The sequence below is a fragment of the Exiguobacterium sp. MMG028 genome (genome assembly GCF_027947425.1).
Classification (GTDB): domain Bacteria; phylum Bacillota; class Bacilli; order Exiguobacteriales; family Exiguobacteriaceae; genus Exiguobacterium; species Exiguobacterium aestuarii_A.
The window spans coordinates 1-23,056 of sequence record NZ_JAQJIN010000001.1; the positions used below are offsets into that span (position 1 = coordinate 1).

The 23,056-nt window shown below is 49.6% G+C and carries 20 protein-coding genes and 1 other RNA gene; 17 read left to right on the forward strand and 4 right to left on the reverse strand.

Annotated elements, in window-relative coordinates:
* The first annotated feature begins 225 nt into the window (after window positions 1–225).
* The 12 genes from PJK55_RS00005 (at window position 226) to PJK55_RS00060 (ending at window position 11,169) form a co-directional block, all read left to right on the forward strand.
* The gene (locus tag PJK55_RS00005) at window positions 226–924 is read left to right on the forward strand and encodes a phosphotransferase enzyme family protein (protein WP_333781788.1); all 699 of its coding nucleotides are present in this window, start codon (window positions 226–228) and stop codon (window positions 922–924) included.
* Between the two features lie 330 nt (window positions 925–1,254).
* The gene (gene galU / locus PJK55_RS00010; protein WP_214693547.1) at window positions 1,255–2,136 is read left to right on the forward strand and encodes a UTP--glucose-1-phosphate uridylyltransferase GalU; all 882 of its coding nucleotides are present in this window, start codon (window positions 1,255–1,257) and stop codon (window positions 2,134–2,136) included.
* A 21-nt stretch (window positions 2,137–2,157) separates the two neighbouring features.
* The gene (locus tag PJK55_RS00015) at window positions 2,158–3,366 is read left to right on the forward strand and encodes a glycosyltransferase family 4 protein (RefSeq protein ID WP_271305251.1); all 1,209 of its coding nucleotides are present in this window, start codon (window positions 2,158–2,160) and stop codon (window positions 3,364–3,366) included.
* Entirely contained in the window at window positions 3,363–4,703 is a 1,341-nt protein-coding gene (locus PJK55_RS00020) for a glycosyltransferase (protein ID WP_271304404.1), read from the forward strand. The genes PJK55_RS00015 and PJK55_RS00020 overlap by 4 nt, the downstream gene beginning before the upstream one ends.
* A 48-nt stretch (window positions 4,704–4,751) precedes the next feature.
* Entirely contained in the window at window positions 4,752–5,639 is an 888-nt protein-coding gene (locus PJK55_RS00025) for a YitT family protein (RefSeq protein ID WP_083600113.1), read from the forward strand.
* A gap of 73 nt (window positions 5,640–5,712) precedes the next feature.
* Window positions 5,713–5,937 (forward strand): preprotein translocase subunit SecG, encoded by a 225-nt coding sequence (gene secG, locus PJK55_RS00030; RefSeq protein ID WP_012726902.1) that lies wholly within the window; start codon window positions 5,713–5,715, stop codon window positions 5,935–5,937.
* 102 nt (window positions 5,938–6,039) lie between these two features.
* Complete coding sequence (locus PJK55_RS00035) at window positions 6,040–6,780, forward strand: alpha/beta hydrolase (protein WP_214758316.1); 741 nt, start codon at window positions 6,040–6,042, stop codon at window positions 6,778–6,780.
* 15 nt (window positions 6,781–6,795) lie between these two features.
* Window positions 6,796–9,201, forward strand: a complete 2,406-nt coding sequence (gene rnr, locus PJK55_RS00040; RefSeq protein ID WP_271304405.1) for a ribonuclease R — start codon at window positions 6,796–6,798, stop codon at window positions 9,199–9,201.
* 54 nt (window positions 9,202–9,255) lie between these two features.
* Entirely contained in the window at window positions 9,256–9,726 is a 471-nt protein-coding gene (gene smpB, locus PJK55_RS00045; RefSeq protein WP_214693541.1) for an SsrA-binding protein SmpB, read from the forward strand.
* Window positions 9,727–9,775: 49 nt separating this feature from the next.
* Window positions 9,776–10,131, forward strand: a transfer-messenger RNA (tmRNA) gene (gene ssrA / locus PJK55_RS00050).
* 114 nt (window positions 10,132–10,245) lie between these two features.
* Window positions 10,246–10,389 carry an alcohol dehydrogenase gene (locus PJK55_RS00055; protein WP_214746089.1) on the forward strand — a complete coding sequence of 48 codons (144 nt, stop codon included), beginning with the start codon at window positions 10,246–10,248 and terminating at the stop codon, window positions 10,387–10,389.
* A 177-nt stretch (window positions 10,390–10,566) separates the two neighbouring features.
* Complete coding sequence (locus tag PJK55_RS00060; protein ID WP_271304406.1) at window positions 10,567–11,169, forward strand: hypothetical protein; 603 nt, start codon at window positions 10,567–10,569, stop codon at window positions 11,167–11,169.
* Window positions 11,170–11,354: 185 nt separating this feature from the next.
* On the opposite strand, the gene PJK55_RS00065 is transcribed toward PJK55_RS00060, so the two are convergent.
* Both PJK55_RS00065 and PJK55_RS00070 read right to left on the reverse strand, forming a co-directional pair.
* Window positions 11,355–13,040 (reverse strand): GIY-YIG nuclease family protein, encoded by a 1,686-nt coding sequence (locus tag PJK55_RS00065; protein ID WP_271304407.1) that lies wholly within the window; start codon window positions 13,038–13,040, stop codon window positions 11,355–11,357.
* 245 nt (window positions 13,041–13,285) lie between these two features.
* On the reverse strand, window positions 13,286–13,474 hold the full coding sequence (locus PJK55_RS00070; RefSeq protein ID WP_271304408.1) for a hypothetical protein: 189 nt from the start codon (window positions 13,472–13,474) through the stop codon (window positions 13,286–13,288).
* Between the two features lie 135 nt (window positions 13,475–13,609).
* Here PJK55_RS00070 and PJK55_RS00075 point away from each other — a divergent pair, with 135 nt between their 5' ends.
* The 3 genes from PJK55_RS00075 (at window position 13,610) to PJK55_RS00085 (ending at window position 17,953) form a co-directional block, all read left to right on the forward strand.
* Window positions 13,610–15,022 carry an NAD-dependent epimerase/dehydratase family protein gene (locus PJK55_RS00075; protein ID WP_271304409.1) on the forward strand — a complete coding sequence of 471 codons (1,413 nt, stop codon included), beginning with the start codon at window positions 13,610–13,612 and terminating at the stop codon, window positions 15,020–15,022.
* Between the two features lie 158 nt (window positions 15,023–15,180).
* Window positions 15,181–16,263 carry a hypothetical protein gene (locus PJK55_RS00080; RefSeq protein WP_271304410.1) on the forward strand — a complete coding sequence of 361 codons (1,083 nt, stop codon included), beginning with the start codon at window positions 15,181–15,183 and terminating at the stop codon, window positions 16,261–16,263.
* A gap of 133 nt (window positions 16,264–16,396) precedes the next feature.
* Complete coding sequence (locus PJK55_RS00085; RefSeq protein WP_271304411.1) at window positions 16,397–17,953, forward strand: SulP family inorganic anion transporter; 1,557 nt, start codon at window positions 16,397–16,399, stop codon at window positions 17,951–17,953.
* Here the strand turns inward: PJK55_RS00085 and PJK55_RS00090 are convergent.
* Together PJK55_RS00090 and PJK55_RS00095 are read right to left on the reverse strand one after the other, a co-directional pair.
* Window positions 17,950–18,279 (reverse strand): YolD-like family protein, encoded by a 330-nt coding sequence (locus PJK55_RS00090; RefSeq protein ID WP_214746123.1) that lies wholly within the window; start codon window positions 18,277–18,279, stop codon window positions 17,950–17,952. The genes PJK55_RS00085 and PJK55_RS00090 overlap by 4 nt on opposite strands.
* On the reverse strand, window positions 18,276–19,571 hold the full coding sequence (locus PJK55_RS00095) for a Y-family DNA polymerase (RefSeq protein ID WP_271304412.1): 1,296 nt from the start codon (window positions 19,569–19,571) through the stop codon (window positions 18,276–18,278). Before PJK55_RS00095 ends, PJK55_RS00090 begins: the two co-directional genes overlap by 4 nt.
* 253 nt (window positions 19,572–19,824) lie before the next feature.
* Here PJK55_RS00095 and secA2 point away from each other — a divergent pair, with 253 nt between their 5' ends.
* Window positions 19,825–22,191, forward strand: coding sequence for an accessory Sec system translocase SecA2 (gene secA2, locus PJK55_RS00100; RefSeq protein ID WP_271304413.1), 2,367 nt, complete (start codon window positions 19,825–19,827; stop codon window positions 22,189–22,191).
* Window positions 22,191–22,997, forward strand: coding sequence for an SLAP domain-containing protein (locus tag PJK55_RS00105; protein WP_271304414.1), 807 nt, complete (start codon window positions 22,191–22,193; stop codon window positions 22,995–22,997). The genes secA2 and PJK55_RS00105 overlap by 1 nt, the downstream gene beginning before the upstream one ends.
* Window positions 22,998–23,056: the final 59 nt, after the last annotated feature.

Below are 23,056 nucleotides of genomic sequence, written 5' to 3' on the forward strand. Positions count from 1 at the left end.
GATTGTTTCAGGCTCGCCAAATGGCGGGCCTGTTTTTTTGTGTGGAATAACCGTTTAATCGACGGTGGGAAAACTGTTCGGTCGTCAACCCGTCTTACGGCACCGATGCTTTCCTGCAAGAGTCACGGTACCGCTTCGACGGACACGAACGCTCTGTATCCGCCATTGAGACCTCATGCCGTGCTGTATACTGAACGTGACTGATAAAGAGTAGGGGGGGATTGGATGGACCAATCGAATGAACAAGAAAAAAGATTGAGTGGCGGGAACGTATCGACTGTTTATAAAAAGGGGAATTATGTCTATCGCACTCAAAAGGAAGGCAGCGAGCGTATTCATCGATGGTTACTTCACTTGGAGGCAAAGCAACTTTCCGGAGTGCCACGCTTTATTGGAATCGATGATCAAGGAAGAGAAGTGTTAACTTACTTGGAAGGAGAAACCGCAGACTATCCGTTAAAGTCTTATATGTGGTTCGATGAGGCGATTCAAGATGTTGCAAGACTAATGAGACGACTGCATGATGCGTCGACAGATTTTGAATGGTCACCGGAGTGGGCACCGATTGGCAACACGCCTCAACCGCTAGAAGTCATTTGCCATAATGACTTTGCCGTCTACAATACGATTTTTCATGAGGGGAAAGTATCGGGGATCATCGATTTTGATTTGGCTGCGCCAGGTCCGAGAGCTTGGGATATCGTCTACGCGCTATACACGTTCGTCCCGCTCAGTCGCCGGCATCAAGCTGAATCAGGAGAAGTCATCTATTACGATGCGATTCGAGATGATAAGTCGTATCAAGAACGTGTTTCATTATTCTTAAAGGCGTATGGTTGGGACGAACCTAAGGAAGACTTGTTTGAGATGTTGCAGTTACGCATCGAGGCACTCTGTCTGTTGATGAAACGGAAAGCCGCTTAAGGGGATATCGCCTTCCAAAAGATGATGGATGAGGGACACTACGATCATTATCAAGAAGAACTTCGTTTCATTCGAGCACATGGTCAGAAGTGGTTCTGAAACGATGTAGGAAGGGAATAGATTAGTGAAGCGCGAATGGGGAGGCGTTTCTCATGATGATGCTAGGGATTCTTCTCGTCATCGGTCTGATCGCATTTGGAGTATGGTATTATCTAAAAACGAAGCGCGACGATGATTGGTCATGACTCTTTTGTCATGACCTCTATTTTGTGTCAGAACACACAAATATTGGGTATACTCATTACATAACGAGTAAAGGAGCCAATGCTAATGACACGAGTACGTAAAGCCATCATCCCAGCCGCCGGTCTCGGCACCCGCTTCCTACCAGCCACGAAAGCCATGCCAAAAGAGATGTTGCCAATCGTCAACAAACCGACGATTCAGTTCATCGTCGAGGAAGCCGTCGCTTCAGGAATCGAAGACATCATCATCGTCACGGGTAAGAATAAGCGCGCCATCGAGGATCATTTTGACCGTGCGCTCGAGTTGGAACAAAACTTGGAGTCAAAAGGGAAGACCCGCTTACTCGAATCGGTCCGACACTCCTCGAACTTGGCGAACATTCACTACATACGCCAACAGGAGCCAAAAGGTCTCGGTCATGCGATTTGGTGTGCTCGGAAATTTATTGGGGACGAGCCGTTCGCTGTCTTGCTCGGAGATGACATCATTGAATCCGATGTGCCGGCGACGAAACAGTTGATTGACCAATATGAGGCGCATGAACGCTCGATCATCGGTGTGCAGCGTGTCCCGTATGAAATGACGAACCGATATGGTATAATTGACCCGCTTGCCGTCGAAGGGAAGCTCATCCCGGTGCGGACGTTCGTCGAGAAACCGCCCGTCGGTGAGGCTCCATCGAACTTTGCCATCCTTGGTCGCTATGTTCTGACACCGGACGTCTTTGAGGCGTTGTCAGGGCAAGAAGCAGGGGCAGGAGGCGAGATTCAATTGACGGATGCGATCGCACGCTTGAATGAAGCGCAGACAGTCTTTGCTTACGAATTTGATGGTCGACGCTATGACGTCGGGGAGCCGATCGGATTCGTCGAGACGACGATTTGCCACGCGCTCAGCGATCCTGATTTAAAAGATGACGTCCATGCCTTGTTAAAACGGCTCGTGGACGAACTTGATCAACAGTAAGGTGTGTTATTTTTGAAAACAATGCTCATGGTGTGTCAAAACTATTATCCGGAGATCGGCAGCGCCGGTAACCGGATGCAAAACATTACGCATTTGATGAAGCAGCGCGGGTATGAAGTCGAGGTCATCACGGCCGCCCCTTCGTACCCGAGCTTTGATATGTATCAGGACGACCGTTTCTGGAATGACCGGGAGCTGAACGACCAACCGTTCATCAAACGACTCATTACGAAGAAGCGAAAACATACGTCCAATATGGTCAGCCGTCTCTTCTTGTTCCTCGAACAGATGGTGAAAGGGATCGGGTCCGTCCGTCAGTTAAAATTGAAGCCAGACGTCGTATTTGCGACGACCCCTTCTTTTTTTATGGCGTTTGTCGGGGTATATGCGAAACGGAAGTATCGTGTCCCCCTCATTTTGGACGTTCGTGACCTTTGGCCGGAATCGGTGAAAGGGGTCGGCGTGTTCAAACACGACTGGGTGCTCGCGCCGGCATTTTGGCTCGAGAAACGATTGTATCGTGCCGCTGACGAGGTCATCATCAACTCGGAAGGCTTCCGCAGCTATCTGCGTCAACGCGGTGTCTCAAACGAGAAAATCCACTACATGCCGAACTCGATTCGAGAATCGGAACGAGCGCTTGAGCGGACGATCCCGCCGGACGACCGGATGGAGATTTTATATGCCGGAAACATGGGGCTCGCCCAGGACGTGTCACTCTTACTCGAGCTCGCCGAACGGTTCCGTGACGAACCGCGGATTCACTTCAAACTGATCGGCTACGGGTATCGGAAAGAAGAGTTGAAGCAGACGATCAAGGAGCGTGGTTTCCAAAACTTCTTGTTCCTTGAAGCGATGCCACGGACGGAGGCGTTTCAGGCGATTAAAAATGCGGACGTCGCCTTTGTCAGCCTGATCGAGCAAGAAGTGTTCGATACGGTCATCCCGGGGAAACTCATCGACTATATGGCGGTCGGCAAACCGATTGTCGCAGCAGTGTCAGGCCATGCGGCGAATGTCATTGAAGCGGCTGAAGTCGGATTCGTCTCTCGGAAACGGGATATCGATGAGATCGAGCTGATCCTCCGCAAGCTCCTCGACCGACCGGACCTTCGGGAGGCGCTCGGGGCGAACGGGATTCGTTACGTCAAAGAGAATTTATGTTGGGAAGAGAATATCGACGTGTTAGATCAAGTCGTACAACAGTTAGTGATGGAGGAAACACAATGAAGTCAGTATGTATGTTTGTATGGAACCATTTTACGAATGATGCGCGCGTCCTTCGCGAATGCTCGGCACTCGCCGAAGCAGGTTATAAAGTTGATTTGATTGCGCTCCAAGACCCGAAGAATAAAGAGTTACCGAAAGAAGAGATGCGGCCGGAAGGTTTCCGTGTCATCCGCGTGAAGCGTCAGCCATCGATTCTTATAAATTCAATGAAAATGGCTAGTAAGTTAAAAAAATGGATTTTTGCAAAACCACAACGCAAGTTAGGTGCCGGACTTGTTGGTGCTGGCTTGTTCCTACTCGCACCGTTCACAATGCTCGCTGTCGGTGCGTCGCTTGGAACAATTTTGTTGCCGCAAGTGCGTAAGCAAATCGTCAATGCGAGTGCGATGCTCGAGATGGTGTTCACGTCGACGAAGAAGTCATATGACTTTTATCATGCGAACGATTTGAACACGCTCCCGCAGGCACTCCTCGCCGGAAAGGTGTTCAACAAAGGTCGAATCGTCTACGATTCGCATGAAGTACAGACGGACCGTACCGGTTACGGCTATATCCAAAGTAACCTCGAAGGATGGCTCTTGCCGTTCGTCGATACGATGATGGTCGAGAACCATACGCGTGCGGCACACAACGAAGAGTTATACGGATTCTATCCGTACGTGCTCCACAACTATCCGTTCTATCGTCCGCTCGACTTCTCGCTCCGTAAGGACTTGCATGCGCTGCTCGACTTGCCGAAAGACGAGAAGATTCTCCTGTACCAAGGTGGGATTCAAGCAGGGCGCGGTCTCGAACAACTCGTGCTCGCGGCGAAAGACTTCAAAGAAGGTACGCTCGTCATGATTGGGGACGGGAAGCTCAAACCGACGATTCAACAGTTGATTGAGACGGAAGGCGTCGGCAATCGTGTCAAGATGATTGACAAAGTACCGGTCGAAGCGTTACCTTACTATACGATGAACGCCTACTTAGGCTTCCAAGTATTGAACAACGTCTGCTTCAACCACTACTCGGCGTCATCGAACAAATTGTTCGAGTATTTGATGGCCGAAGTACCGGTCGTCTCATGTGACTTCCCTGAGATCGAACGGGTCGTTGCGGGGAACGATGTCGGGGTGCTCGTCGACTCACACGATCCACAATCGATCGCAGACGGCGTCAACCGGATGATTGAAGACCAAGCACTCTATGCGCGTGTCAAAGAGAACACGAAGACCGCGCGTGAGAAATATAACTGGGATTTGGAAAAAGAGGCACTCTTGAACGTCTACGCGAACGCAGCGGAGCGTAAGTTGCCGATTATGAAAGACGGTGCGCCAAAGCCAGTACAATCTTAAGACTGCGGCTTTGGCCGCGGTCTTTTTTATATGGAAGGAGGACAATTTATGAAACGTCAACAGCAACATCTATTGCGCCAACAAGTATGGCGCAAGTTACAAACCATCTCGGTGAAGGACATTGCATGGATCATCGCGGGCTCATTCATTCTCTCATTCGGGGTCAATTACTTCACCGTACCGAACGATTTCTCAGAAGGTGGCCTGCTCGGGGTCACGATCATCCTGTACTACGTCTTCGGCTGGGACCTCGGGCTCACGTCAATCATCGGGAACGGGATTCTCTTCATCGTCGGCTATAAGCTGCTTGACCGCCGGACAATGGTCTATTCGGTCATCGCCGTCGTCGCGACGTCATTCTTCCTTAGTCTGACGCACGATTGGGGCAGCCCTGCCGAGGACAAACTGCTCGCGGCCGTCTATGCCGGGATCATGATCGGGGTCGGGATCGGCATGGTGCTCCGTGTCGGCGGGACGACCGGCGGGGGCGTCATCATCGCCCGTCTCATGGAGCGCTATCTCCACTTGAGCGTCGCCGTCTCGATGTTCATCATCGATGCGATCGTCGTTGCGACCTCTGGCTTCTTCTTAGGGGAACAGGTCGTCCTCTATACGCTCATCGCCATCATCATCGGCTCGTGGGTCATCGACCTCGTCGCGGAAGGACTCAATATCCGTAAGGCCGTCACGATCATCAGCGACAAGCAAGAAGAGCTCGCCGTCGTCTTGACGGAGACGCTCGGTCGCTCGGCTACGATCATCCATGGACATGGCTACTACACGAAGCAAGATAAAAACATGTTATATATGATCGTCGACAAACGTCAGATCGCGCCACTCAAAAAAATCGTCCAAGTGACGGACGACCGTGCCTTCGTCGTCATCCACCAAGTGAAGGAAGTCATCGGGGAAGGGTTCAGCTACCCGTCCCGATAATTTGAATGCTGGTGTTTTGACGATAACTTCTATATAATAAAAGGCGTGTAAATAGAAGGAGGAACTGACTACTATGCAAACGATCGCTACAATCAGCCTACTTGTCGTGGCTGTCTTATTGATTGTCGTCGTACTGCTCATGTCAGGTCGGTCGCAAGGTCTTGGAGCGATTGCAGGTGGCGCGGAGCAGTTGTTCGGACGCCAGAAAGCGCGCGGCTTCGATGCTGTTTTGAACCGAACTGCAGCTGTACTAGGCACTTTGTTTTTCATTTTAGGATTACTAGTCGCATCATTATGATGATAAGGCTGATCGTTCTCGATTTTCACGTGAGGCGGTCAGCTTTTGTTTTTTCGATTTATTTTTTGGGAATAATGTAGATACGAGGAGATGACAGATAAAATGAAAGTGACTGCACCAAAACCGTTCTTCTTCGAGGGCGGAAAACGTGCCGTGTTGATGTTACATGGCTTCACTGGATCGAGCGCGGATGTCCGCATGCTCGGTCGCTTCCTTCAAAAAGAAGGATACACATGTATGGGACCGATCTATCGTGGTCATGCCGTCCCACCGGAAGAGTTACTCCAATATGGACCAAAAGACTGGTGGGAAGACGTCTTGAACGCCTACCAGACACTCGTCGACAAAGGCCATGAGGAGATCGTCGTCTGCGGACTATCGCTAGGTGGCGTGATGTCACTCCGTCTCGCCGAGGAGAAAGACGTCAAGGCGGTCATCCCGATGTGCGCGCCGACTGGAATCGATGCCGAGGACCGCTTGTACAAAGGAGTCCAGGCATATGCCCGAGAATATAAGGGTAGAGAAGAAAAGTCGCCGGAACAGATCGAGCAGGAGATGGCAGAGTTCAAACCGATGCCAACGCTAAAAGACCTCCGTGCTTTCGTCCGCGACACGGCGTCGAAGCTCGAGGACATCTTCGTCCCGACACTCGTCGTCCAAGGCGCCAAAGACAACATGATCGACCCGGAATCGGCGAATCAAATTTACGAGGCGGTCAACACGTTCCAAAAAGAGTTGCTGATTTATGAGAACTCGGGACATGTGATCACGCTCGACAAAGAAAAAGAGAAACTGCACCAGGACGTGCTCGATTTTCTCGAAACGTTAGACTGGTCAGTCTAAGAAGGAGGTGTCACGTTGAATTTACGTGACCAATTACTAGAGATCTTACAGGCGAGCGAGAAACCGCTCTCTGTCGATCAACTGACCGAGCGACTACAGCTCGCGTCGACGGATGACTTCAAAGAACTCATCCGCACATTGAATGCCCTCGAGGAAGAGGGTGCCATCGGCCGAACGCGGACGAACCGTTACGGGACGCTCGCCTCGCTCGGCCAAGTCGCGGGGATCATTTCGATCCACCAGCGCGGATTCGGCTTCTTGTCGGTCGAAGGGGAAGCGGAAGACGTGTTCTTGCCGCCCGACCAACTGAAGGACGTCTACCATGGCGATACGATCCTCGTCAAAAAACGCGAGGACAACCGTGGCAAGACAGAAGGAATCCTATTGAAAGTATTGAAGCGCGGACTCTCGGAGTTCGTCGGGACGTATACGCTCCCGAGCGGTCGACTCGACCAGTTCGCCTTCATCGAGCCGGATGACAAGCGCATCAACTTCTGGCCGGTCGTCAACCCGGAAAAATCGCTCGGTGCCGTCGACGGACATAAAGTCGTCGTGCGCATCACGAAGTATCCGGACGGACGCTTCGCCGGTGCCTGTGACGTCGTTCGCATCATCGGGCATAAGAACGACCCAGGTGTCGACATCTTGTCGATCGTCTATAAGCACGGCATTCCAACGGAGTTCCCGGAGGACGTGATCGCGCAGGCGAACGCGGTGCCGGACGAGGCGGATGAGAAAGACTTCATCGGTCGCGTCGACCTTCGTGACGAGACGATCTTCACGATTGACGGCGAAGATGCGAAAGACTTGGACGATGCCGTCCACGTCAAAAAACTCGATAACGGGAATTACGAGCTCGGTGTCCATATCGCCGACGTCTCACATTACGTGAAAGAGGGCTCGCCGCTCGACGTCGAGGCGCTCGAGCGCGGGACGAGTGTCTATCTCGTCGACCGTGTCATTCCGATGTTGCCGCACCGACTCTCGAACGGGATCTGTTCCCTCAACCCGCACGTCAACCGCTTGACGCTCAGCTGTGTCATGGAGATCTCCCCGCAAAACGGGAAGGTCGTCAGCCATGACTTGTTCCCGAGTGTCATCAAGACGACGGAGCGGATGACGTATACGAACGTCCGTGAGATCATCGAGCGCGATGACGAAGAGACGTTGAAAAAGTACGAGCCGTTCGTCGGTGAGTTCGACCTCATGGCCGAGCTCGCGGAAGTGCTTCGGAAACGACGCAACTCGCGCGGTGCCATCAACTTCGATTTCGCCGAGGCGAAAGTCGTCGTCAACGAGGAAGGGAAGCCGGCGGATATCGTGCTTCGTCCACGTTCGGTCGCCGAGAAGTTGATCGAGGAGTTCATGCTCGCGGCCAACGAGACGGTCGCTGAACACTTCCACAAGATGGACGTGCCGTTCATCTATCGTGTCCACGACAATCCGAAGCCGGACAAGCTCGACTTCTTCTTCGACTTCGTCGCAAACTTTGGCGTTCACATCGAACGCATCAAAGGACAGACTGTCGAACCGAAGACGCTTCAAAAAATCTTGAAAGCAATCGACGGAGAACCGGAAGAGCCGGTCATCAGCACAATCATGCTTCGCTCGATGCAACAGGCGAAGTATGACGATGTATCGCTCGGTCACTTCGGACTCGCGACGGACTTCTATACGCACTTCACGTCACCGATCCGTCGTTACCCGGACTTGATTGTCCACCGTCTCATGCGCACGTACGTCTTCAACAACGACTTGTCGGAGAAGACGATTGCGAAGTACGAGGACCGTCTCGGGGCGATCGCCGAACAGGCATCGAAACGGGAACGTCGTTCGGTCGACGCAGAGCGAGAGACACAGGCGCTCAAGAAAGCCGAATACATGGAAGCCCATCTCGGTGAAGAGTTCGATGGTGTCGTCGCCGGCGTCACGAACTTCGGGATGTTCGTCGAGCTTCCGAATACGATTGAAGGGCTCGTTCGTCTTCAGTCGATGGATGACTACTACCACTTCGATGAATCACAGCTCATGCTGCTCGGAGAGCGGACGAAACGTCAGTTCCGGATCGGGGACGCCGTTCGTGTCAAAGTCGACGCCGTCAACCTAGACGAGCGGACGATTGACTTCACGGTCGTCGGCATGCCGAAACGGGAACCATCGACGCGTCGCCAACCGACGACGATCAAAGCGAAAGGCGGTCGTCCGAAGAAGGACGAGAAAGACCGTCGTGGCGGTCGCGGTCGGGACGACAAGAAGAAGCGCGGCAAACCAGGACGACCTGGGAAGCCGGGTAAACCAGGTGAGAAACCGAAACGTGACGGGGAGAAGTCTTCCCAAGGCCGTTCGGCACTCGACTTGAAGAAGAAAGACAAGCATAAACGAAAAGGCGACGCCAAACGAGGTGCGAAGAAGCGTCGCTGACGGGGAGGGGCTCGTCCCTTCCTCCGTATCTTGTAGATAAAGGACTGAATGTGTATGGCCAAGAAGAAAGATTCGAACGCACTCGCCCAAAACCGCAAGGCGTCCTTCGATTACGCGATCGAGGATACGATTGAGGCGGGTATGGTGCTCACAGGGACGGAGATCAAGTCGGTCCGTCAATCGAAGATCAATATCGCGGATGCGTACGTCCGGTTCGACGGGGGCGAGGCGACGCTTCACAACTGTCATATCAGCCCGTTCGACCAGGGGAACCGCTTCAACCATGAGCCACTCCGCGTCCGAAAGCTATTGTTGCATAAGAAGCAAATCAATCAGCTCATCGGGGCGTCAGGGCGTGACGGCTACACGATCATCCCGCTCAAAGTGTATATCAAGAACGGGTTCGCCAAGTGCCTGCTCGGCGTCGGAAAAGGGAAGAAGAAGTACGACAAACGCGAGGACTTGAAGAAGAAAGACGCGAAACGTGACGTCGACCGTGCGATGCGTGATCGGCAAAAATACTGACAACGAATCCTGATTGTGGTATATTAAATATAGTACCAATTACCACCCCGGGGACGTTATGGATTCGACGGGGGTAGGTCGGTCGTATGTGGCGTGTCGAGGGGTCGGCCTCGTTAAAACGCAAACGCCTATAACTGGCAAAACTAACACACAACTCGCAGCAGCCTAAGTGCCCTGCGGATCCTGACATCCATCGCTTGTGTGGATGACTTTCAGGGTCTCAAACTAAGCAAGCTACGCTTCAACCTCGCCGTCTGAGGGCGCGAAGAAGAGATGAAACAGACTGGATGCGACAACGCCTGTTTATCGGCAGTGTCACATCGAGATTCAATAGATAAACTACACACGTAGAAGCATACGTTACGATGCCTTCGGACGCGGGTTCGACTCCCGCCGTCTCCATTTTGAAGCAGTCTGTAACGACTGCGATCAATGATTTTCATGAAGACCTTCTAATTTCATTGAGATTAGAGGGTCTTTGCTTTTGATTGAAGCTATAAAGAAAGGAAGGTGAAGAGCATGGGGAAATATCAATTAGACACGAGAAGCAAAGTAGCTGCGGCAAAGTATCAAGACGGGAAAAAGCCGACTGTCTCGAACAAGAAGGAACGATTGAACAAGCTTCGTGAGGCGTATTTGCAGAAGCAACAAGAGAAGAAGTGATTTGACGAAGGATTATTGAGTGCCTGCTCAATAATCTTTTTTCTTTATAGATAGCGGACGCTATTTATTAGGTTTTTGAGTGGATTCAAGGGATTAAGCATACCTTTGTTGAATAGAAACTACGAGTTGTTTTTTGAAAATCGTCATGAAAATATACATACCAAAGGAGAATTCCTCATGTCTAAAAAATCAACGGAACTTATTGTGAATGGAGTCAAAAAATATGGTCCGACTGTAGGAAAACTTGCATTAAAACATAACAAAGAAATCATTGGGGCTATAGGGTCCATCAATTTAAAGAAACGATTTAATAAATCCGATGATTTCGATCAAAGCCCTAAAAAAGCCAAGAACAAGCATCCGCGAAAGCAACGGTATCAGTACTATTTAACTGAAGTGACTCCTACGCTAGACACTCGAAATCGAGATGAGTTGTTCCAATATAGACTAGAAGTGGAGCAATGCATTCAACAAATCAAAATGGAGCAAGCACAAGACATCGTTATCAAAAAACAGATTCATGAGGGACGAATCAAAGAGTGGGAGGCCATTTTATCTCACATCGTGAGCCAAATGACAATCAAAGACTATATGGAATATTTAAGACTATTCAACAATCCAGAGTATCAAAGTGAATATTTCGCAGGCTTTAAAGGGGATGTAGAGAAATTTAAAAAACTGAATACGGTCGAACAGTATGATGCGCTCGTTCAGTATGTTCATGAAAAAACAATGATTGATATCGAACAAATCAAAAGAGAGTTTTCCGCTCCTGTATGACTCAACGCAAGTTGCTACTTTAATCGTTCGTATTTGTAATTTGAAAATTAGCTTACATAATTCTTTGAAGAAGTATGTAGTCAGTCATTCGAAAACGGCACTAAATAAATCCTAGATGATGAAATGCACTCCGATTGTTAAAAACATCTAATAATCGGAGTGCATTTTAATTTTGATTTAAATACTCAATTCAGAATAGTTTCATTCACTTCAACTTCATCACTTTCGAAAGACAAGCTTGAAGTAGGCATAATCCCCTCTTCATCCATTTCGATACTTCTAAAGTATTCTTGTGCAACCATTGTTGTCTTAAATTCAGCGGTTGGATCGATTGATTCAACTAAAGCTTGTAATTCTTCAACCGTTGTTACAAAAAATTCTTTACGTAAGTTCACTTTATTTAATCGCTTAGGACTTAATTCTTGATGAAGTTGATATTCTAATCCCACTGCATCATCTGAGAAAATCATTGCGTGTACGTCAAATTTAAAAGGTACAGATGCGTCTCCAAGTTCGTCAACTCGATCTTGAGGATTCATTCGTCTTGTCATTCCTACTTTGAATACTTGTTTACCAAAGGAACCTAAGTTTGAGATAACATAAACATAACCAGCTTTACCATTCGCTCGTTTTAAAATTTCTTCTTTCTGCTCTACAACATTGTTCTGTTGTTGCTCAAGTTCTGAAATACGTGACTGTAATTGAGTAATTATGTCTGGATTAGTTTCACTGATTAGCAGCTCATTTGTTCGCTGTAGCTCTGCCTCGAATTTTGCCTCTTCTGCCTCTAACTTTTTCTTTTGAGCTTCTAATTCTTTACGTTCCGCAGCTTCTTGACGCATTTGTTCTCGAATTAAACGTTGTTCTTCTTTTTCTTGTTCACGTTTAATGTAATACTGATACTCAACTTCAACGGCTTCAATGAACAACGGTTCAAGTTCTGCTAGAAATTTAGAAATAGTTGGTGCGATCGAAGCATTACCATTTGTTGAAATAACTAAATATTTTCTAATTAAAGCTCTCGCATTATCGATAGCTTCCTCATGTTTGGCGTATGAAAGAGTATAAAGAATATTTTGTAACTCGGCTTGTAAACCTATCACCATTAGTTGATAAATTGCTTGGTTTGCCTTTGTTTTGTAACGTTCTTTATACTTATCTAACAATGTTGCGATTTCTTTTTTGATTTTATTAATTTGTTTACGTAGTTCTTTTGAATTCAATGCATGGTAATCTAGCTCTACCAGGCTTTTCATAATACTATCTTCATTGTAATTTGCTAATAATAGTTCTAACTCATTTGGAAGATTTTCTTCGTTGAATAATTGTGGGAATAAGTCAATTAAATTGCGAATGCCATTAAACTCAGTTTTTAACTTTAAAAGTTTTGTACTTTGGGATTTAATATTTTTGCTTAGCTTTTCATTTTCAGCTGCTAAAGTATCACGTTCTTCTGCGAATTTTTGAAGTTCAGATATTTTTTTTTGATTATCTGATATGATTTTATCGATAATTTGTTTTCCTTCTGATTCGTATTCAACGCGAATTTGCTTTATATATTGCGTCTTTTTTTCCTCAAAAATGTCTTGGGAATTTGAAATGTTAACTTGAATCTGGTTACGTTCGACTTCTAGATTGTTTAATTCGGTTTTCAAAGAAGTAATTTCTTGTTGCAAGTTTTCAACTTCAGAGATCTGTAGTTTTAATTTTTCTGACTTCATATAATAATAGCGACCAAACAGTAAACTAAAACCTGCAATTGAAGTCACGCCAAACGTAATAATTCCTGCAAAAATTAAAAGGAATATTGTCCACCAACTAAAATACCAAGGTGTTTTTATCTTCGCTTTTTCAATCTTTTCTGAGCTCATTAGCCTCAACCTTTCCCTTATGTAGATATTTACTAATAATATTTTACTCAATAAATGACAATGAAACATTATAATTAGTTAAAAATGTAAAATAATTTTACGAGACGGTCTAATTATTCGAGTTTTTATCTCCATATAATAAATGATTCGCACTAAGAGTTAAAGCCTCTTCGCTTTAAAGGTCAAACTGAACTTATAACAACGGGTACTATCGTTTTATTCCGCTCCTGTTCATAACGTATGACCTATTGACCCGTGATTTGATCAAACCAACTTGCGACCAAGTCCGCGCTGCCATCTTGAAACATGAATATGGATACCCCGACCATTACGAGCCCGACTAAAATCAATCCACCTTGTTTTGCGCTACTTGCAATCCCTCGCACGACGAGGATCATTCCCAATCCAAGCAAAAGAAAATACCAAAATCCCATCAATATCCCTCCTTTTTCTAATTATTCTCATTTTATTACGTATCGAACGGGCAGGCTCTACATACTTAGACTGATTTATCTTTTCGAAAAGACGGGTACATTACCTCTATGTGAAAATGAAGGGGAGTGAGCTTTATGCGGGAAACGATTGTCATTGCGGGGGCGAGCGGCTATATCGGCTCGAACGTGATGGATCAACTGAAAGAAGAGTATGACATCATCGCGTTGTCGCGATCGACGAAAAATAAAGAAGATCAAGCCCATATCACGTGGCGTGCGTGTGACTTATTTTCATATGAGGCGACCAAAGAAGCATGCGAGGGTGCGGACTATGCGATGTTCCTTGTCCACTCGATGATTCCGGATGGTGGCTTGACGCAGGCGACGTTTGAAGACATGGATGCGCTCATTGCCGATAACTTTGCCCGGGCGACGAAGGCGAACGATATCGAGCAAATCGTCTATTTGAGCGGCATCATTCCGAAACAAGAGAAGACATTGTCGCGTCATTTGAAGAGCCGACTCGAGGTCGAACGCATCCTCGGCGGACAAGGCGTACCCGTAACGACGATTCGGGCAGGGCTCATCATCGGTCCGGAAGGTTCATCGTTTCCGATTTTAGCGAAACTCGTCAAACGGTTGCCGTCGATGATCTTGCCAAGGTGGACGAAGACGGAGACGCATCCGATTGATATTCGGGAAGCCGTTCAGGCACTCATCTCGGTCGTCGGTGCCGAGTCGCTTTATGATCGTCATATCGACATCGGGGGTCCCGAAGTGATGACATATCGGAAGATGATCGAACAGACGGCTGAGGTCATGGACAAGCGTCGCGTCCTGATCGACTTCCCGTTCCCGACAATCAAACTGTCGCGTCTGTGGGTCATGGCCGTCACGGGTGAACCGAAGGCAACCGTCTATCCGCTCGTCGAGAGCATGGGGCATGCGATGGTGGCAGAAGATACCGTGGAAGGCATTGGACAAGGTGAAATTCCATTCAAACAGGCTGTCGAACATGCGCTTGAAGAGGAAGAGAAACAATCCTCAGGCGGCAAAAAGAAAAAGCAGCCAAAGTCGTATACCGTCCGCTCGATTCAGCGGTTCGGCCTACCGGAAGAAAAGTCGGCACTTTGGATGGCGGACACGTACTTTGAGTGGCTCGGTCGTTTTATGTATCCGTTCATTCAGACGACAAAAGAGGACGATGATTGGGAGATTGCGCTTCTCGATCCGTCATTCGTCGCGCTTCATCTATCACTTGAACGAGAAGCGACGGATGATATGGCATCCTTTGCGATTGACGGAGGCAAGTTCGTCAAATTGAGTGAAGAGGATAAGACGGGACGTCTCGAATTTAGACGATTACCGGAGTCGGATGAAGGACTCGTCGCCATCCATGAGTTCGTCCCAGCACTTCCGTGGTGGTTCTATACGAAGACTCAGGCGAAAGCCCATCTCGTCGTCATGTGGTTATTCGGTCGTCATGTGAAGTTGTTGGCGAAAGACGCAGAAGATGGTGATCAAGTCGTAGAGGCTCCGACGAATTGAAGGGAGACGCATCGAAAAGGTGCGTCTTTTTTGATTCCAATTTTCGGAAGTACGATACAATCAATGTAACCTTGTCAAAAGTAGAAAGTGTACATAAGGACAACACACCTATATTCGAATCAAACGCTTGAGATTGAAAACAGAGGGGTGATCAATTTATGATTCAACAAATGAATAATGAAAAACGGCTCAAGGTGTTTAGGCATGCTGAGGTCGCTGAACCGAGCTTTTTAGGTGAGGGTGCGTGGCATGAGGCGTGGAAAGTCTTAAAAGACGGTTGCGAACGGGTTCTTCGGATTCCGAAAGAAGTGGCGTATGGAAAGCGAGTGACGTTCGATTACAATGCCTTGACGGCAGAGTACGCAGCTACGAAGCTATATTATCAGTCCGTCAACCAAGCGGTTCCTGGGGCTGCTCCTGATTTTTACGAATTCTATGTGTCTCCTGATTTCACGTATACATTAGAATCGTTCGGGGGTGATTCACTTTCGTTATATACAATGACGATAGAGCAAGCTGCCTATATCGGAGTCCAAGTAGGGGAAATCTATAGGAAAACGGATCAAATTGAACACGGTGTCGAAGGACTAGGGTATTTGATTTGGACGGAAGACAAGAAGTTGCACGGTAGTTTGAGCGGTGACCTACATACGTTTGTACGAGAAGAAAGTGACGAACAGTTGGCAGATTACAAAGTGTTGTGTGAAGCATATCCTGAAATTCAAGACGATGTGGTAGCGCAAATGCTTCATGCAGCGACAGAATTGCGGAACAAACAGGTCTCTGTTCCAAGTCTCGTTAACCAAGATGCATCTCCTGAAAATATTTTATTGAAAGGGAATCATGTCTGTTTAATCGATCCGTATCCAATCGTCTATGCACCGCGAGGTATGGCAGGGAACTTCATGAATTTATATGAGAACTACTTTCTCGCATTGTCACAAACGGAGCGCTACCGAAAGCATCGGTTTGATACGTGTGAAGAACAATTGAAAGCCATAGCAACAGGATTCCTCGAAGGTTATTGTGACGGAGACGAGTCCATCATTCGTGAAGTACGAGGGGAACAACTACTCCAATTACTGGAGACGGTATATCTCCATCATCAGTTGTTAAGCGAAGAAAAATTGACGCGAGAAGATATCATTCGTTATGGAGATAAGCAGGCTATCACCACTCGGTTATTCGAGCTGAACGATTCCCTCAAACAGCTTGCTAGAACATGTTTGACTGAACGATGATCTCTTTAACCAATCATAGACGTGATGCTTGTTTTGTACATTCTGTTAACGTTTTTCTCAACCCGTTTACAAGCCCTCTTTCCAGGCGTACACTGAACTCGCTTTTGAACTGATTGGAAAGAAGGAATGTATGATGCAAGACTCACTCTCCACACGTGAGATGTGGCAAAAAGACATCTCGGCCGGCATCACGGTCGGTGTCGTCGCCATCCCGCTCGCCATGGCATTCGCCATCGCCTCTGGGGTCCCGCCGGTATACGGGCTCTACACGTCCATCTTCGCTGGAATCCTCGTCAGCCTGTTCGGGGGTTCGACGTTCCAAATCGCCGGACCGACGGGGGCGTTCATCCCGATCGTCTCGGGTGTCGTTCTCGCATACGGGTATGAAGGGTTACTCGTCACGACCGTCCTCGCCGGTATGTTACTGCTCCTCATGAGCGTGCTCCGGGTCGGACGGCTCATCCGTTTCATGCCCCGTGCCGTCACGATCGGCTTCACAGCGGGAATCGCCGTCGTCATCTTCGTCGACCAGCTCGATGAGTTGTTCGGGGTCACGTTTGAGAAGGCGCCGCACTTTCACGAGAACTTGCTTCGTCTCGGTCAGGCGTTGCCCGAAGCGTCCATGTGGCCGCTTGTCATTGCCGGGATCGGCTTTTTGACGCTTTGGCTCGTGCCGAAGCTGCCGTTTCGTTTACCGCTCTTACTCATGGCGATGCTCGTCCCGACGTTCGTCAGTCTCCTCATCCCAGGTAAAGTCGCGACAATCGGGAGTGCCTACGGCGGCATCCCGAGCGGACTGCCAGAATTCAACTGGCTCGCGATCGACGTCGACTTGATCACGACGCTCCTTCCGTCTGCGTTCGCCATCGCCTTCCTCGGTGCGCTCGAATCACTTTTATCGGGAACGGTCGCCGATGGGATGGCGGGGACGAAGATGAAGCCGGACAAGGAACTGTTCGGGCAAGGGCTCGCGAACGTAATCACACCGTTCTTCGGTGGAATTCCCTCGACAGGTGCCATCGCTCGGACGGCGACAAACATTCAGGCCGGAGCGGTCAGCCGACGCGCCGGCGTTGTTCACGGAATCACGGTCCTCGTTGCGGTACTCGTCCTCGCACCGTTCGCGAGTTACGTGCCGCTCGCCGCACTCGCTCCGATTTTGATGCGGGTCGCCTGGAACATGTCCGAACGCCATCACGTGATGGCGATGTTACGTCATCGTTCATCCGAGTCGCTCGTCTTGCTCGTCACGCTACTGTTGACGGTATTCGTCGACTTGGTCGTCGCCGTCGAGGTCGGGGTCATCTGTGCGCTCGCGCTCTTTGCGAAGCGGATGGCGGATACGATCGACGTGCGTGAACGGACAGAACGGTACATCACAAGAGACGGGCAGATTGTCTTCAGTGTCGAAGGTCCCCTCTTTTTCGGTGCGGTCGAGCTGTTCGAGCACGTCCTCCATCACATCCATCGGGAGCCGAACGTATTCATCTTCAACTTCCACCGCTGCCCGGTCATCGACGTGACCGCGGTCGAGGAGTTGCGTCGTGTCGTCACCGAACTGAAAGCGGCTGACCGTCACGTCATCTTCGCACACTTGTCGCCATCGGTCCGTGCGACGCTTGCTCACTATGGACTACTCGACCGGATTGAGACGTTCGAGACAACCCAAGAGGCAATCGAGGCGTCTTAACGAACGGACAAGATATCTCCAAATGGGACGCGCCGTACTTCACCGTCGAACAGTTCGACTTCGCGCTCGGCATAATAGATGGCGTGGACGTAGCCGCGCATGCTTTTCGTTAAACCGTCCACGAACAAGGTCACTTCGACCTGGTCGCCTTCACGAATGGCGCGTTCGAGCTCGGTCTGCCAGAGATAGAGGAGCTGTTCGTCCAAGTCGGGCAGTTCAATCTTTTGGATTTGGGCATAATAACGTTTCAGTAGGGCGACGTGCTCGGGCATGAGAAATGGGATCCATTTCAATTCACCTCGGTCACGATAGCGGGTCTTACTCATGAGGAATCGCCTCCTTGTTTGTGTCCGCCAATTAAGCGTTGGCGTGTCCGAAGCGGACTGTCTTTCAGTAAACTCGACGCCGGTCGGATCGTGCCGCGACCGAACCGGACGTTCAAACCGTCAATCAAATCGAGGAAGTCGAGCCGCTTCGCCTTCGCCCATTCGTCTTCAAAGAACGACAATTGGACGTGGTCGCTCCGTGGCTCGAGCTTTCCGAGGGCGACCGAGACGTAACGGACGGCTTCCGTCTCTTCCCAGCCATCTAAAAATAGTTGCAATAAGATGGGTAAAAACTCTTGCTCGTCCGCTGTGAAGCGGGGGAGCTTCTTTTGTTTGCTGAACCCGCCTCGGTCGCTCGTCCGCGTATAACGTACCCCGAGATGAATCGTTCCCCCGACGAGTCCCGCTTGCCGGGTCCGCATCCCGACTTCGACCGCAATCGCTTGTAGGACGAGCCGGATCGAGGAATATGTCGTGTAATCTTTCATGAGGGTGATCCCATGTCCGATCGACTTCGGTCGCGTCCGTTTCGCCCCGAACAAGGAGCTCGCCGGCAAGATGGTCGGCGACTCGTCGATGCCCCAGGCGTGATGCCAGAGTTCGGCACCGATCACGCCGAATTTTTCATGAAGAGACTCGAGCGGGTAACGGGCCAAATCACCAATCGTCCAAATACCGAGCCGTTGCAGGTGGACTGCCATCTTCGCCCCGACGCCCCACATCTTCTCAATCGGGGCCGGATGAATCAGTCGCTCGACGTCGTGGAGAAGACACGTGACGACACCTTTCTTTTTCGCATGCAAGTCGAGGACGAGCTTGGCGAGGACGTTGTTCGGTCCGATGCCAATCGTCACAGGGATGCCCGTATAGCGAAAAATCGTCGCACGCATGAGGTGGGCGACGTGCTCGTCACTTCCGAATAGCCGCTCCGTCCCCGTCATGTCGACGAGCGTCTCGTCAATCGAGTAGACGCGAATCGCTTCGGGCGGGGCGAACTGATGGAGGATGTGGATGATTTGGATGGAGACGTTCAAGTAATGACTCATCCGCGCCTCGGCATACAAAACATCCCGCCGTTCGTGCCACGGAAGACGGTCGATGTGGAAGCGACGCGACCCGGTCTTGATGCCGAGCTGCTTCATCTTCGGGGTCGCCGCCAGGACGAGTGCCCCGCTATCCTGGAGGTTTGAGAGGACGACGAGCTTTGTGCGGTAAGGATTTTTGTTGCGCGCGGCACACTCGCAACTGGCATAGAACGAGACGCTGTCGATACAAAAGATTCGCCTGCGCATCGTCACCACTCCTTTTTTACGAACAAATGTTCTGTTTTTCTCATCGTAACACGGTCTCACGCCGTCTCAAATAGTGAATTGAAAATATTTTTACAAAGACTTTTTGAAAATTAACCAAAATTTATAGGTTTTTAACATGACAAAAACCAACTTTTAGGAAGTTTTCGTAAAAAAATCTCCGAATTCACTCGATTTTCGTTATAATAGACGAGTATGTAACAGATGAATTGACAGAAAGATGGAGGCTATTAGTGTGATCCAATTTGTAAAACAATTAACGAATGATCAAAGCCGGCGTTTGAAAGCGTACGAACGACGGGTCGCGCGAATCAACGAATTAGAGACAACGATGCAAGCACTCTCGGATGACGAGATGCGTACATATACGGAGACGCTCAAGGCACGTCTCCTAGATGGAAAGACAGTCGATGATATCGCCGAAGAAGGGTTCGCCCTCGTTCGCGAAGCATCGGTCCGCGTGCTCGGGATGCGTCATTACGACGTCCAGCTCATCGGTGGATTTGCCCTTCTCGAAGGGAATATCTCGGAGATGCCGACAGGGGAAGGGAAGACGCTCGTCGCCGCTTTGCCAAGTTACGTCAAGGCACTTGAAGGAAAAGGCGTCCACGTCATCACGGTGAACGATTATTTGGCGAGACGTGATGCCGAACAAATTGGCAAGATTCATGACTTCCTCGGTTTAACGGTCGGCTTGAACGTACCGGACATCGAGCCAAACGAGAAGCGCGCCGCTTATCAGGCGGAAATCACGTATGGGGTCGGGACCGAGTTCGGGTTCGACTACTTGCGTGACAACCTTGTTCATAATCCGGAAGAGCGGGTCCAGCGTCCGTTTCATTTCGCCCTCGTCGACGAAGTGGACAGCATCTTGATTGATGAGGCGAAGACGCCGCTCATCATCGCACAAAAGGACCGTTCGCACATCCGCTTGAAACAGCTCGCGCAACAAGTCATCTCGAGCTTCGAAGAGACGGACTATGAAGTCGATTTGGAATCGAAAGCGGCCTCGTTTACAGAAGCTGGGATCACCAAGATTGAAGAGTTGTTCGTCATCGACAACTTGTTCAGTGCGTCGCATCAGGTGCTCTACCACTATCTCGTACAGGCGCTCCGTGCGAACGTGTTGTTCGAACTCGACGTCGACTATATCGTCCGTGACGATAAGATTGAACTGATCGACTTGTTCACGGGACGTATCATGGAAGGACGCAGTCTCTCGGAAGGATTGCATCAGGCGCTTGAGGCGAAAGAGGGCGTCACGATCACCGAGGAGAACAAGACGACGGCGGAGATCACGATCCAGCATTACTTCCGCATGTATCCGCTCGTCGGCGGGATGACGGGTACGGCACAGACGTCGCGTCAAGAGTTCTTGAAGACGTACAACATGGACGTCGTGCAAGTGCCGACGAACCGTGAACGGAAACGAATCGACCATCCGGACCGTATCTTCATGACGATCGAACAGAAGTATGCGGCCGTGACGGAAAAAGTCGACAAATTGCATGCGATGGGGCGCCCGGTCTTGATTGGGACGACCTCAATCGCGCAATCGGAGGCCATCAGCAAGCACTTGCAGAAGAAGCGAATCGAACATGACGTGTTGAACGCGAAGACGGTCTCTCAGGAAGCGGACATCATCGCCGACGCCGGACAGTTCGGGAAAGTGACGATTGCGACGAACATGGCCGGACGTGGGACGGATATCACGCTCGACGCAAAAGCGAAGGAGGCAGGCGGTCTCTTCGTCATCGGAACGGAGCGGCATGAGTCAAAACGTGTCGACAACCAGCTTCGCGGTCGTTCGGGACGTCAAGGCGATCCAGGTGCAACTGAGTTCTTCGTTTCGCTCGAAGATGAGATTGTGAAACGCTATGCGGCGCAGAAGCTAGAGCGCGTAGAGAAGAAATTGAAACCGAGCGCGACAGGGGAGGTCTCGTCGAAAGACGCGATTGAAATCATCGAATATGCGCAGACGACAATCGAAGGACTCGGCGTCTCGATTCGAGACTACTTGTTTAAACTTGATGACGTCTTGAACGAGCAACGGAATATCATCTATACGATTCGTAATCAGGCCGTCAATGCCGACGCGAACGCGATTACGAAAAACGTGCTTGGCATGATGCGTCTTGCCCTTGAGAACAGTATCGACATGCATGTCTCGGACGAACTCGTGCCGGAAGAATGGCCAATCGATGAGTTGAAGGAAGACTTGCGCTACTTGACGATGCAAGAACCGACATGGGCAAATGATATCGCCGATACGCGTGAACTGAAGGATGCTTTAAACGATTGGATGGAGACGATTATCGCAACGACAGCGTCACGCCTCGAACAAGACGACATCGTCCTCTTCGCGAAAGAGTCGCTTCTCCGTGCCGTCGACATGAAGTGGACGGATCATTTGACGACGATGAGTGGATTGAAAGAAGGAATTGGTCTTCGCAGTTACGGTCAGGAAGACCCGAGCCGTCAGTTCGGAAAAGAAGGCCTGGAAATCTTCGAACAGACGTATATTAATATTGCACGGGATGTCACGACGGAACTATGCCAGCTCGACCGCTACTTCGCCGAAATGGCAGAGGAGGAAGTATAATGCTAGGATTTCGTAAACGTAAACAGATTGAGACAGGCAATAAAGAGGAAGGACGCCAATTGACGCTCGTCATTGACGATGAGATGGGCATCGCGAAAGAGGATGAGTACGTCTTCCGTTATCATGCGAAACGGCTTCCGAATCTGATTGAAAACCAAGTGTCTATTGAACTCTTACATGCTGAACATTTAGAAGAGGGAATATCAATTGTTGCACTGTTCCGAAATACTCTCCCAAGCTCTTTTGAGATTGATGAACTTCCAATCTTATTACTTGATGGAAATAATATACCATCTGGTCGAAAAAAATTAAGTCGTATTGATTTACCGACATTTGAGCCATGGACAAGTAAACCAGTGTATCTAAATTTTTTCCCTGATGAATTGTTTGGTGAGATTGACACGTCTGCACCACTTCGTCTCGTCTTCCAAATGAACCCGATCGACGCGATCCAAGCCATCTCACGCGAGGCGATGGAACAGTTCTCACCAGGGGCGTGGCAACAAGTGATGCGCACGAACGTTGCGACACCACCGGTCGGGGAAGACGAGTTCAACATGATGCTCGTCGCCGTCGAAAAAGACGAGACGCGTGTCACGACGACACTCCTTCTCCGAAACGGCTATGCCCACGATTTGAATGTGGAACAACTCCCGCTCGAACTCATGAGTGGAGAAGAAGTTGTCGGTCTCACGACAATCCGTCTCGAGAACCCGGTCCACAGCAAACATGCCTATCCGATCTCCGTCACGTTCGAGAACGTGGAAGGGGACGGCCCGTTCACCGTACGGATTAAACGCTCATAAGACGAAAGACCTAATTTCTGTAAAGGAAATCGGGTCTTTTTTATACGAAATTTTAATAG

Excerpts from the sequence above, each read along its gene's own strand:
- galU (WP_214693547.1), top strand. The coding sequence starts at position 1,255 with ATGACACGAGTACGTAAAGCCATCATCCCAGCCGCCGGTCTCGGCACC.
- PJK55_RS00090 (WP_214746123.1), bottom strand. The coding sequence starts at position 18,279 with ATGAGTAAGACCCGCTATCGTGACCGAGGTGAATTGAAATGGATCCCA.
- smpB (WP_214693541.1), top strand. The coding sequence starts at position 9,256 with ATGGCCAAGAAGAAAGATTCGAACGCACTCGCCCAAAACCGCAAGGCG.
- PJK55_RS00095 (WP_271304412.1), bottom strand. The coding sequence starts at position 19,571 with ATGCGCAGGCGAATCTTTTGTATCGACAGCGTCTCGTTCTATGCCAGT.
- PJK55_RS00015 (WP_271305251.1), top strand. The coding sequence starts at position 2,158 with ATGCTCATGGTGTGTCAAAACTATTATCCGGAGATCGGCAGCGCCGGT.
- PJK55_RS00065 (WP_271304407.1), bottom strand. The coding sequence starts at position 13,040 with ATGAGCTCAGAAAAGATTGAAAAAGCGAAGATAAAAACACCTTGGTAT.
- PJK55_RS00020 (WP_271304404.1), top strand. The coding sequence starts at position 3,363 with ATGAAGTCAGTATGTATGTTTGTATGGAACCATTTTACGAATGATGCG.
- PJK55_RS00080 (WP_271304410.1), top strand. The coding sequence starts at position 15,181 with ATGATTCAACAAATGAATAATGAAAAACGGCTCAAGGTGTTTAGGCAT.
- PJK55_RS00005 (WP_333781788.1), top strand. The coding sequence starts at position 226 with ATGGACCAATCGAATGAACAAGAAAAAAGATTGAGTGGCGGGAACGTA.
- PJK55_RS00085 (WP_271304411.1), top strand. The coding sequence starts at position 16,397 with ATGCAAGACTCACTCTCCACACGTGAGATGTGGCAAAAAGACATCTCG.
- secG (WP_012726902.1), top strand. The coding sequence starts at position 5,713 with ATGCAAACGATCGCTACAATCAGCCTACTTGTCGTGGCTGTCTTATTG.
- PJK55_RS00070 (WP_271304408.1), bottom strand. The coding sequence starts at position 13,474 with ATGGGATTTTGGTATTTTCTTTTGCTTGGATTGGGAATGATCCTCGTC.
- PJK55_RS00105 (WP_271304414.1), top strand. The coding sequence starts at position 22,191 with ATGCTAGGATTTCGTAAACGTAAACAGATTGAGACAGGCAATAAAGAG.
- PJK55_RS00025 (WP_083600113.1), top strand. The coding sequence starts at position 4,752 with ATGAAACGTCAACAGCAACATCTATTGCGCCAACAAGTATGGCGCAAG.
- PJK55_RS00055 (WP_214746089.1), top strand. The coding sequence starts at position 10,246 with ATGGGGAAATATCAATTAGACACGAGAAGCAAAGTAGCTGCGGCAAAG.
- PJK55_RS00060 (WP_271304406.1), top strand. The coding sequence starts at position 10,567 with ATGTCTAAAAAATCAACGGAACTTATTGTGAATGGAGTCAAAAAATAT.
- PJK55_RS00035 (WP_214758316.1), top strand. The coding sequence starts at position 6,040 with ATGAAAGTGACTGCACCAAAACCGTTCTTCTTCGAGGGCGGAAAACGT.
- PJK55_RS00075 (WP_271304409.1), top strand. The coding sequence starts at position 13,610 with ATGCGGGAAACGATTGTCATTGCGGGGGCGAGCGGCTATATCGGCTCG.